General features: G+C 68.9%; 11 protein-coding genes. 4 read left to right on the top strand and 7 right to left on the bottom strand.

The window, feature by feature from the left end; all coding sequences use genetic code 11:
- The first annotated feature begins 8 nt into the window (after window positions 1-8).
- Window positions 9-1,295, top strand: a complete 1,287-nt coding sequence (locus AB0M24_RS04200; protein ID WP_363760822.1) for a M20/M25/M40 family metallo-hydrolase — start codon at window positions 9-11, stop codon at window positions 1,293-1,295.
- Here the strand turns inward: AB0M24_RS04200 and AB0M24_RS04195 are convergent.
- From AB0M24_RS04195 to AB0M24_RS04185, 3 genes are read right to left on the bottom strand one after another with little or no spacing between them, the layout of a single operon-like run.
- Window positions 1,272-1,769 (bottom strand): pyridoxamine 5'-phosphate oxidase family protein, encoded by a 498-nt coding sequence (locus AB0M24_RS04195; protein ID WP_363760819.1) that lies wholly within the window; start codon window positions 1,767-1,769, stop codon window positions 1,272-1,274. The two genes, AB0M24_RS04200 and AB0M24_RS04195, sit on opposite strands and share 24 nt — an antisense overlap.
- Before the next feature lie 47 nt (window positions 1,770-1,816).
- On the bottom strand, window positions 1,817-2,392 hold the full coding sequence (locus tag AB0M24_RS04190; RefSeq protein WP_363760816.1) for a pyridoxamine 5'-phosphate oxidase family protein: 576 nt from the start codon (window positions 2,390-2,392) through the stop codon (window positions 1,817-1,819).
- The gene (locus AB0M24_RS04185; RefSeq protein ID WP_363760813.1) at window positions 2,385-3,311 is read right to left on the bottom strand and encodes a WYL domain-containing protein; all 927 of its coding nucleotides are present in this window, start codon (window positions 3,309-3,311) and stop codon (window positions 2,385-2,387) included. The genes AB0M24_RS04190 and AB0M24_RS04185 overlap by 8 nt, the downstream gene beginning before the upstream one ends.
- A 63-nt stretch (window positions 3,312-3,374) precedes the next feature.
- Here AB0M24_RS04185 and AB0M24_RS04180 point away from each other — a divergent pair, with 63 nt between their 5' ends.
- Together AB0M24_RS04180 and AB0M24_RS04175 are read left to right on the top strand one after the other, a co-directional pair.
- Complete coding sequence (locus AB0M24_RS04180; RefSeq protein WP_363760810.1) at window positions 3,375-4,442, top strand: epoxide hydrolase family protein; 1,068 nt, start codon at window positions 3,375-3,377, stop codon at window positions 4,440-4,442.
- Between the two features lie 122 nt (window positions 4,443-4,564).
- Complete coding sequence (locus AB0M24_RS04175; RefSeq protein ID WP_363760807.1) at window positions 4,565-5,101, top strand: SMI1/KNR4 family protein; 537 nt, start codon at window positions 4,565-4,567, stop codon at window positions 5,099-5,101.
- A 17-nt stretch (window positions 5,102-5,118) separates the two neighbouring features.
- Here the strand turns inward: AB0M24_RS04175 and AB0M24_RS04170 are convergent, their stop codons facing one another.
- From AB0M24_RS04170 to AB0M24_RS04160, 3 genes are read right to left on the bottom strand one after another with little or no spacing between them, the layout of a single operon-like run.
- Complete coding sequence (locus tag AB0M24_RS04170; protein WP_363760804.1) at window positions 5,119-5,709, bottom strand: DinB family protein; 591 nt, start codon at window positions 5,707-5,709, stop codon at window positions 5,119-5,121.
- Between the two features lie 5 nt (window positions 5,710-5,714).
- Window positions 5,715-6,329: a DinB family protein gene (locus AB0M24_RS04165; RefSeq protein WP_363760801.1), complete on the bottom strand. Its 615-nt coding sequence runs from the start codon at window positions 6,327-6,329 to the stop codon at window positions 5,715-5,717.
- Window positions 6,319-7,041 (bottom strand): class I SAM-dependent methyltransferase, encoded by a 723-nt coding sequence (locus AB0M24_RS04160; RefSeq protein WP_363760798.1) that lies wholly within the window; start codon window positions 7,039-7,041, stop codon window positions 6,319-6,321. Before AB0M24_RS04160 ends, AB0M24_RS04165 begins: the two co-directional genes overlap by 11 nt.
- Window positions 7,042-7,191: 150 nt before the next feature.
- On the opposite strand from AB0M24_RS04160, the gene AB0M24_RS04155 reads away from it, so the two are divergent.
- Window positions 7,192-8,850, top strand: a complete 1,659-nt coding sequence (locus tag AB0M24_RS04155; protein WP_363760795.1) for a M14 family metallopeptidase — start codon at window positions 7,192-7,194, stop codon at window positions 8,848-8,850.
- A gap of 9 nt (window positions 8,851-8,859) precedes the next feature.
- Here the strand turns inward: AB0M24_RS04155 and AB0M24_RS04150 are convergent, their stop codons facing one another.
- A complete protein-coding gene (locus tag AB0M24_RS04150; RefSeq protein WP_363760792.1) occupies window positions 8,860-10,071 on the bottom strand; it encodes an FAD-dependent monooxygenase in 1,212 nt (403 codons plus the stop codon).
- Between the last annotated feature and the right edge of the window lie 20 nt (window positions 10,072-10,091).

Genomic DNA, 10,091 nt, shown 5'->3' with positions numbered 1-10,091 from the left:
GTGGCGGCATGACGCTGGACGTGGCACAGGTGTGCGCGGAGCTCATCCGCTTCGACACGACCAACCGCGGCGGCGGCTCCAGCGAGGGCGAACGCGAGGCGGCCGAGCACGTCGCGGCGATCCTGGCCGACAACGGCGTGCCACCCACGTTGCTCGAACCCGCGCCACGCCGCACCAACGTCCTCGCGCGCATCCCCGGCACCGACCCGTCGCTGCCCGCCGTGCTGGTCCAGTCGCACCTCGACGTCGTGCCCGCCGACCCCGCCGAGTGGGGCTTCGACCCGTTCGCCGGGGAGATCCGCGACGGGTTCGTGCACGGCCGGGGCGCGGTCGACATGAAGGACATGGCCGCCATGACGCTGGCCGTGGTCAACCGGTGGCACCTCGAAGGCAGGCGGCCGCGGCGGGACGTGGTGCTGGCGTTCGTCGCGGACGAGGAGGACCAGGGCGAGTACGGCGCGCACTGGCTCGTCGACCACCACGCCGCGTATTTCGCCGGCGTCGAGGCCGCGATCAGCGAGTCCGGCGGGTTCTCCTTCGACGTCGACGGTGTCCGGCTCTACCCGGTCGGCACCGCCGAGCGCGGCACGTCGCACATGAAGCTCACCGCCGTCGGCCGCGCGGGCCACGGATCACGCCGCAACCAGCAGAACGCCGTGACGGCGCTGGTCACGTCGTTGGCGCGCATCGCCGCGTATGAGCACCCGGTGCGGTTGACGCCCACGGTCGAGGCGTTCCTGGTCGGCGCGGGCAAAGCGCTGGGTGTCGAGGTCGATCTCGACGACGTCGACGGCACCATCGCCCGCCTCGGACCCGCCGCGAAGCTCGTCGAGAACACCGTGCGCTGCTCGACCACGCCCACGATGCTGCAGGCCGGGTACAAGGTCAACGTCATCCCCGGCACCGCCACCGCGCAGCTCGACGTCCGCACGCTGCCCGGCACGATCGACGAGCTCGAAGCGACCATCGACTCGTTGCTCTCCGACGGCGTGACACGCGAGTTCCTCGAACACCAGCCGGCGGTCGAAGCGCCTGTCGACACCGCGTGGTTCGCCTCGATGGCCGAGGCACTGCGCGACGAGGACCCGGCCGCCGTCGTCGTGCCGTACTGCCTGGGCGGGGGCACCGACGCCAAGGCGTTCAGCCAGCTCGGCATCCACTGCTACGGCTTCTCACCGCTGTCCCTGCCGGTCGGCTTCGACTACCGGGCCATGGCGCACGGCGTCGACGAACGCGTCCCCGTCGCCGGCCTCGAGTTCGGTGCGCGCGTCCTAGACCGTTTCCTGTCGAGCTGACCGCCGCTCCACCAGCTCCTGCACCGGCGTCGGCAGCGTCGTCTCGAAGTCGATCAGCTTCGCCCACGTCGGCGTGATCACGATCCGCACCATGCCGTCGACGTACAGCGAGCGGACCTCGCGCTCCCACTCCACCCGTTGCTCCGCCGACATCTCGTACGTGCCGTTCATCTGCAGGTACTCGTCCGGGATGCCGTCGGTGTGGTCCAGTTCGGCCGTGCCGCGCAGCAGCAGGATCTTCGGCGGGTGCACCTCGGTGTCGATCGTCAGCGCCACCGCTGGATTCGCCTTGAGCGCGTGCAGTTTCGGCGCGTTCTTCGTGGTGCACAGCACGATCTGCTCGCCGTTCCAGGTGAACGCGATCGGGATCGTGCGCGGCGTCCCGTCCTTGGCCACGTACGCGAGACGGGTCAGGTCACGCGCCAGCAGCTCCTGGCTCAGCGGCTTCGCGAGTACTTCGTCGAGGTTCGTCATGCCCCTGGGACGGAGCCGGCGGCGCGTTCTCTACATCAGCCTCCACCTCAGCGCGGAGGCAACGGCAGCTCCATCGCGGGCAGCCCGTCGATGCTCGCGTTGTTGTACGGCTTCTTGTTCGTGTACTCGCGGAACTCCTCGTCGGACTTGCGGCCGAAGTAGTCCGCGTGCAGCTCGCGTTCGCAGCGGTAGTCCATGAACGGCACCGCGAACCCGCACGTGTCGGAGATCAGCTCGGCCGTCACGACGATCACCGCTCGCAGGGCCGGTGCGTCCGCGTCGCCGAACCCCTTCACGAGTTCCGGGAAGCGCGGGTCGTCGCGGAACACGGGCTCACCACGGCCGTGGACGCGGACGATCGTCGGCGGGCCCTCGAACGCACACCACATCAACGTGATGCGGCCGTTCTCCCGCAGATGCGCGATCGTCTCCGCGTGGCTGCCCCCGAAGTCCAGGTAGGCCACCGTCCGGTCGTCGAGGATCCGCAGCGTCCCCTCGCGGCCCTTGGGCGAGAGGTTCACGTGCCCGTCCCCGGACAGCGGCGCACTCGCCACGAAGAACACCTTCTGCTTCTCGATGAACTCCCACAGCCGCGGCTCGATGCGCTCGTATTCCTTACCCATGCTCAGCAGTATTGATCGCTTTGCGGAACCTGTCAGCGGTCTTTCCCAGGTGGTGAACGAGCTCCGGCGGCCCGTCGACCTCGAAGTCGCTGTCGAGCATCCCCAGATAGACCGCGAGCATCGCCGGCGTGTCCGAGCCGGCCGTCATCCGGCAGGTGTGCTCGTCGATCGCCTCCGTGAGCGCGGCCGGCACCTTCGCCGCCACCTCGTGCGCCGGGGCGTGGACGGTGACCGTCGCGCGGAACCGCCACGCCGCGGTCGCCAAGCCTTGTGCCAGATAGGTTTCCAGGTCAGGAAGCTCACGCGGGGTGAATCGTGGCCCGTTCGGGATGCGGGGCTGGACCCGGTCGGCGCGGAACGTTCGCCAGTCGTCGCGGTGGATGTCCCACGCGACCAGGTACCAGCGGCCCCTGGTGTGGACGAGCCGGTACGGCTCGACCTCGCGGCGGTCCTGCTCGCCGTCGAACTTCACGTAGTCGAACCGCAGCCTCTCCCTGCTCTTGCACGCGTTGACGATGCTCGTCGCGATCGCCGGGTCGAGCTCCTTCGTCGTGCCGACCGTGTACTCCTGCAGCGTCGCGAGCCGGTGCTTGAGCCTGCTCGGCAACACCTGCTCCAGCTTCTTGAGCGCCTGCGCCGCCGTCTCCGAGTCCTGCGTGCTCAGGCTCAGCGCGATCGCCACCGCCTCGTCGTCATCGAGCAGCAGCGGCGGCAACGTGGCACCGGCCCCGAGCTTGTACCCGCCCGCGACCCCCGGCGTGGCGTGCACGGGATACCCGAGGTTGCGCAGCCGGTCGACGTCGTTGCGCACCGTCCTGGTCGTCACCCCGAGCCGCTCCGCCAGCTCCGGCCCGCTCCAGTCACGCGGGGTCTGCAACAACGACAGCAACTTCAGCAACCGCGCCGACGTCTCCAACATGCTTCTCACCCTCCCCGCGAATGAGGAACGAACCTTTCCGCAATCCTTTCTAGTGTTTCAGCCATGGACACATTCCGCGTCGAGATCCCCCAGAACGACCTCACTGACCTGCGCGAACGCCTGCTGGCCGCCCGCTGGCCCGCCCAGTCCGGGGCTGACGGCTGGCGGCGCGGCGTCCCGGTCGCCGAACTCCGCTCACTGGCGCAGTACTGGGCCGACGGCTACGACTGGCGCGCCGCCGAAGCCCGCCTCAACGCCCACCCGCAGTTCGTCACGGAGATCGACGGTCAGCGCATCCACTTCGTCCACGTCCGCAGCCCCCGCCCGGACGCGCTGCCGCTCCTGCTGATCCACGGCTGGCCCTCGACGTTCGCCGAGTACACCTCCGTGATCGCCGACCTGGCCCGCGACCACCACGTCGTCGTCCCGTCGATCCCGGGTTTCGGTTTCTCCGTTCCAGTCACCGGCGCCTGGGAGGTCTCCCGCACCGCCGCCGCCTTCGTGACCCTGATGGCCTCGCTCGGCTACACCCGCTACGGCATCCAGGCGGGCGACGTGGGCGCGGGCATCGCCGGTGCCATGAGCCGCCAGACCCCGTCTGTCGCGGCCCTGCACATCAACGGCCCCAGCGCCCACCCGTTCGGCGGCCCGCTGGCCACCGACAGCCTCTCCGGGGTGGAGCTCGCCCGCGCCGAACGCTTCAACGACCTCGTCGCCACCGGCCTCGGCTACCTGCAGCTCATGTCCACCAAGCCCTGGACCATCGGCGCGTCCCTGACCGACTCGCCCATCGGCCTGCTGGCGTGGATCTACGAGAAGTTCCACGCCTGGTGCTCGGAGGTCGACCGCGACGCCCTGCTGACCGCCGTGTCCCTCTACTGGTTCACCGGCACCGGAGCCACCGCGGCCGAGTTCATCTACGAGTCCATGAACGCCCCCGGCACCTGGGGAGCCGCCGCCGCACCCACCGGCTTCGCCACCTTCGCCGCCGACACCGGCATCCGCTCCCTGCTCGACCCCGCCCACGAGGTCGAGCACTGGACCGAGTACGACCGCGGCGGCCACTTCCCGGCCATCGAGGTGCCCGACCTCTACACCGCCGACGTCCTCAAGTTCTTCGCCGGCCGCTGACGGGCTCGTGAGAGCCGGGCGTGAGGCACGCCCGGCTCTCGCCGGCATGGTGAAAGATGTGCTGAAGCCTGTGAACGAGCGAGTGGCAGGACCGAACCGAATCGGAAAGGCGTGGAGCGTCCGTGTCTGACTGGGAGGCACTGATCGGACACTCGGTCCTGTTGCGCCAGCAGCTCACCAGGCTGGACCCGGAGCTGAGCCCGTACACGGTTCCCGGCGAGGGCGCCACGGAGGAACAGCTCCGCCTGGCCGAGAGCAGGATCGGCTGCCCGCTGGATCCGCTGTACCGCGACTTCACCCGGCGTGCCAACGGGTGGAAGAGCTTCTTCACCTACGCCCATCTGCTCGGCACCGAACAGCTCGGCCAAGGCGAACTGTGGCAGAAGGGCAACGAGCTGCTCGGGCTGCACTACAGCGAAGGTCCCCCGAGGGACGGGTTCCCGCCGCCGAGCGAGGTGACCGTCATCGGTGTCGGCACTGAGGTGACGGACCTGTTCGTGATGTGGCGAACCGGACCCGTTCTCAACGGTGGCCACCAGGTGTCCTGGCTCGCCGGTGAGGAAGTCGACCGGTATCCCACCTTTCGCGACTTCCTGCTGTCCGTGAACCAGTACCTGCGGAACGACATCAAGAAGTTCAGCTCGGCTGCTTCTGACTGATCTGACACCCCGTGGGCTCAGGCGCGCTCCTGAGCCTCCTTCGCCACCCGCTCCAGCTTCTCCCGGTACGCCGCCCAGTCCTGCTCCGGCATGTTCGACATCCCGTCGCGCAGCCCCGCCAGCCCGTCCAGACCCTCGCGCAGGATGTCCGCGTGACCCGCGTGCCGGTTCGTCTCCGCGATCATGTGGATCAACAGCAGGTGCAGCGTCACGTACCGGCGTTCCTCCGACCACCACGGCACCACACCCGGCGCGTCCAGCGGCAGCTCCGAGATCACACCGTCCGCGAACTCCGCGACCCGCGCGTACAGCGACACGATGGCCTCACGCGACTCGTCGGCGGTGGCGAACATGTCCGCGTTCGGGTCGGTCCCGTCCTCGATCCGCGCCACCCACGGCAAGGTCTCCGGGAACTCGCGGCCCATGCAGGCGCCGAAATACCCGTGCTCGGTCGTGGCGAGGTGCTTGACCAGGCCCAGCAGGTTCGTGCCCGTCGGCGTCAGCGGGCGCCGCGCGTCGTACTCGGACACGCCGTCGAGCTTCCAGAGCAGGGCCTCGCGGGCGGCGCGGAGGTAGCGGTGCAGGTCGGCTTTCGGATCTGAGGCCATGACCGTCAGCCTTTCAGAACCCGCGACGACGCGACCGCGATTTCCTCCAGCCGGGTGCGGTGCTCAGCCCACCACCCAGCAGACACCGCCGGCATGTTCGTGTTGCCGTCCTGCATGCCGACAGCCCCGTCGATCAGCTCCCGCACCACGTCCGCGTGCCCGGCGTGGCGGTGCAGGTCGATCGACACCTGCACCAGCACCTGCCGCAACGTCACCTCGCGCCGCTCAGGGGACCACCACGTCACCACGCCCGCGGCGTCCAACGGCAGCGCGGAGATCGTCGCGTCGGCGAACTCCCGCACGACGCCGTAGAACGACAGCACCGACGCACGCGACTCGTCCACCTCCGCGTACATGTCCGACGCCGGTAAGGCCTCCGCGGTCGACCACAACGGCGGCGACGGGAAAGGCCGCCCGAACACGCGGCCGAAGTAGTTCAGCTCCACCCCGGCCGCGTGCTTCACCAACCCGAGCAGGTTCGTGCCCGTCGGCGTCAACGGGCGGCGCGCGTCGTACTCCGACAGCCCGTCGAGCTTCCACACCAACGCCGACCGAGCCGCGTCCAGGAACCGCTTCAGCTGCTGCTTCTCGTCCACACCGAGCAGCGTCTCAGACAGCACCGACAGTTTTGAGCACCAGCAGATCCAGGTGATCCACCACCGGCCCGGACTCGACCAACGCCGCCGCGTCCAACCGCTCACGCCCCCGTGCGAACTCCTCAGCCGACAGCGAACGCAACAACGTGTCCGCCTCCCACCGCACCGTGGACGCCTTCTCCGCCAACGACAACGCCGTCACCTGAGGCACCGCCTCCAGCCGGTCGAGCTCGAACCCGAGCCCGGACACCACCTCGTCCACCGAAGGGAACGACGACAGCGCCCGCGTCGCCTCGGGGAAGAACCGGAACAGCCCGATCCCGTCGGGCCGGTCCCGGAACAACGACCGCAGCACCACCACCCCGCCCGGCCGCAGCACCCGCCGCAACTCCACCCCGCACACGGCCAGATCGCGCACGTGATGCACCACCGTCGACATCCACACCACGTCCACCGACGCGTCCGGCACCGGCACCGAACACGCGTCCCCGGCCAGCATCGGCAGCCCCGATGCCGCCCGCATGTCCGCAGAAGGCTCCACCGCCACCACGGACACGTCGGGGAACCACTCCGCGAAGGCCCGTACGAACAACCCCGTGCCGGCCCCCAGGTCCAGCACCGCACGCCCCGGCAGGAAGTAAGGCGTGAGCACGTCCCGCCACGACGACAACCCGGTCAGCGAAATCTCGCGGGCCACCCGGTACGAGGCGGCCTCCACAGCGTCATAGCGCGTCATGCCACCACCCAACCAGCGCAGCGTTCACACCGGCCATATCGGTTATCTCACCAGGTAAACCCCATACGGATGGCGGGTGACAGCACGCCTTTACACCGTCTTCACTTGGCGGAGCCATGTCCCTGCCGTGGTACGAAAGGGTTGCCCTGCATGCGAAAGAGCCATCTCAGACCCCTGATCGGGGTCACCGTCGCCGCGAGCGTCGTGTTCGCCATGGGAGGCGTGCCCACCGGTGCCGCCCCCGCCGCTCAGGAGACGACGACGAACTACCAGGTCAGCGACGTCCGCACCGCTGAACAGCGCTCCAAGGTCGCCCGCTCCGGCGCCGCGATCGACTCGGTCGAGGAGCACGGCATCGTCGTGATCACCGCCACCGAGCGCGAGGTCAAGAGCCTGCGGGCCCAGGGGTTCGAGGTCGCCGAGCTGCCCAAGCGGATGGAGGCGAACGCCGAGATCGGCCCGTTCGACTTCCCGGCCGCCGACTCGAACTACCACAACTACGCCGAGATGACCGCCGAGATCAACACCGCGGTCGCGGCCTACCCGAACATCCTCAGCAAGCAGGTCATCGGCAAGTCCTACGAGAACCGCGACATCGTCGCGCTCAAGATCAGCGACAACGTCGGCGTCGACGAGAACGAGCCGGAGGTGCTGTTCACGCACCACCAGCACGCCCGTGAGCACCTCACCGTCGAGATGGCGCTGTACCTGGTCAAGGAGTTCACGACCAAGTACGGCAACGAGGCACGCCTCACCGACCTCGTGAACACCCGCGAGATCTGGATCGTCCCGGACGTCAACCCCGACGGCGGCGAGTACGACATCGCGACCGGCAGCTACCGCAGCTGGCGCAAGAACCGGCAGCCCAACGCCGGCTCCAGCAACGTCGGCACCGACCTCAACCGCAACTGGGACTACAAGTGGGGCTGCTGCGGCGGCTCGTCGGGCAGCACCGGCAGTGACACCTACCGCGGCCCGAGCGCGGCGTCCGCGCCCGAGGTCAAGGTCGTGTCCGACTTCGTGCGCGGCCGCAACGTCGGCGGCAAGCAGCAGATCACCGCGTCGATCGACTTCCACACCTACAGCCAGCTCATCCTGTGGCCGTGGGGCTGGACCTACGACGACATCGCGCCGGGCCTCAACCAGGACCAGCTCGACGTGTTCCGCACCATCGGCCAGTCCATGGCGCAGAGCAACGGCTACACGCCCGAGCAGTCCAGCGACCTCTACATCACCGACGGCACCATTCCCGACTGGCTGTGGGGCTCGCAGGGCGTCTTCGCCTACACCTTCGAGATGTACCCCGGCAGCTCCGGCTCCGGCGGCGGCTTCTACCCGCCCGACGAGGTGATCCCGGCGCAGACCTCCCGCAACAAGGAGGCCGTGCTGCAGCTGCTGGAGCGCGCCGACTGCCCGTACGAGGCCATCGGCAAGGAACAGCAGTACTGCGGCGTCACCACGCCGCCCGGCAAGTACTTCGAGAACGCCACGGACTTCGCGATCGGGGACAACACCACGATCAACTCCCCGATCGCGGTGTCCGAGGTGACCGGCAACGCGCCGGCCACCCTCAAGGTCGCCGTGGACATCAAGCACACCTACCAGGGCGACCTGAAGGTCGACCTGGTCGCGCCGGACGGCACCGTCTACACGGTCCACAACCGTTCCGGCGGCGGCACCGACAACATCAACACCACCTACACCGTCAACGCCTCCAGCGAGGTCGCCAACGGCACCTGGCAGCTGCGGGTCAACGACAACGCGGCCCAGGACACCGGCTTCCTCGACAAGTGGAGCCTGCAGTTCTGACCTGAGACGTCAGGGCGCCGGAATCTCGGCGCCCTGACGCTCGTAGTCGCGCACCACCATCGAGTCGTGCAGCCGCACGCCCTTCGAGTTCAGCTTGGCGATCGGACGCACCAGCCACGACGGCAGTGACGTCACCAGCTGCATGCCGCGCGTCAACGCCGTCACACCCAGACGAGTCGTGGGAATCAGCGTCTTCGCCACGCCCAGCGCGAAAGCCCTGCTCGCGTGCACCAGATCCCGCATCTCGTTCTCGTACCGCGCGAACGCCACCTCGTGTGGGTTCCGCGACAGCTCACCGGCGAGCACGTACGCGCCCAGCACCGCGAGGCTCGTGCTGCCCCCGATCGCCGGGCCGGGGCAGTAGGCCGCGTCGCCCACGAGCGCCACCCGTCCCCGTGACCAGGTGTCCTCCTGCAGCTGCGTGATCGAGTCGAAGTAGAACACCCGATCGCCGTCCAGGTAGGTCAGCCACCCGTCGACGTCCGGGTGCAGGCCCGCGAACGCCTCGCGCAGCAGCTGCTTCTGCCGCGGCACGTCCCGGTGGTGGTACTCGAGCTCGGCCTGCGTGCGGAACAGGAACACCGCCCGGGAGTCCTCGACGTGCCGCGCCCCGTACACCTGCGCGCTGCGCCCCGGCCCGATGTGCCCGAACATCGCACCCGGCACCCCCAGCTCCCGCGGCACCGACAGCACCGCGAGATACGCGCCCGTGAAGTTCTTCGCGACCTCGCCGAACACCAGCCGCCGCACGTTCGAGTGCAACCCGTCCGCCCCGACGACCAAGTCGAACCGCCTCGGCGAGCCCACCTCGAACGTCACGTCGCCGTCCTCGCCGATCGACGCGATCGAGTCGCCGAACAGGTACTCCACGTCCTCGCGCGCCGCGTCGTAGTAGATCTCGCTCAGGTCGTCGCGCATCACCTCGACGTGCCGGTCCGACGCGGCGGCGAAGATCTTCGTGACGTCCCCGCTGATCGGCTTGCGCGTGCCCTCGCGCAGGAACGTCAGCCGCTCGGTCCCGGTCGCCAGCGACTCGATCCGATCGAGCACGCCCATGCGTTCGGAGATGTCCATCGCCGGCTTGAACAGGTCGACCGCGTGCCCACCGGTCTTGCGCAGCACCGGCGACCGCTCCACCACCGTCACCTCGTGCCCGTACCGGGTCAGCCAGTACGCCAGCACCGGACCCGCGATGCTCGCCCCTGAGATGAGAATCCGCACGCCAAAGCCCCTTACTTAAC

This window comes from Lentzea sp. NPDC051838, assembly GCF_040681245.1.
In the GTDB taxonomy this organism is placed as follows: domain Bacteria; phylum Actinomycetota; class Actinomycetes; order Mycobacteriales; family Pseudonocardiaceae; genus Lentzea.
This window is presented reverse-complemented; position numbering and strand designations above follow the sequence as displayed.

What these genes read in the sequence shown, in the direction of transcription:
- AB0M24_RS04200 (WP_363760822.1), top strand. Translation starts at nt 9, where the DNA reads ATGACGCTGGACGTGGCACAGGTGTGCGCGGAGCTCATCCGCTTCGAC.
- AB0M24_RS04195 (WP_363760819.1), bottom strand. Translation starts at nt 1,769, where the DNA reads ATGACGAACCTCGACGAAGTACTCGCGAAGCCGCTGAGCCAGGAGCTG.
- AB0M24_RS04190 (WP_363760816.1), bottom strand. Translation starts at nt 2,392, where the DNA reads ATGGGTAAGGAATACGAGCGCATCGAGCCGCGGCTGTGGGAGTTCATC.
- AB0M24_RS04185 (WP_363760813.1), bottom strand. Translation starts at nt 3,311, where the DNA reads ATGTTGGAGACGTCGGCGCGGTTGCTGAAGTTGCTGTCGTTGTTGCAG.
- AB0M24_RS04180 (WP_363760810.1), top strand. Translation starts at nt 3,375, where the DNA reads ATGGACACATTCCGCGTCGAGATCCCCCAGAACGACCTCACTGACCTG.
- AB0M24_RS04170 (WP_363760804.1), bottom strand. Translation starts at nt 5,709, where the DNA reads ATGGCCTCAGATCCGAAAGCCGACCTGCACCGCTACCTCCGCGCCGCC.
- AB0M24_RS04160 (WP_363760798.1), bottom strand. Translation starts at nt 7,041, where the DNA reads ATGACGCGCTATGACGCTGTGGAGGCCGCCTCGTACCGGGTGGCCCGC.
- AB0M24_RS04155 (WP_363760795.1), top strand. Translation starts at nt 7,192, where the DNA reads ATGCGAAAGAGCCATCTCAGACCCCTGATCGGGGTCACCGTCGCCGCG.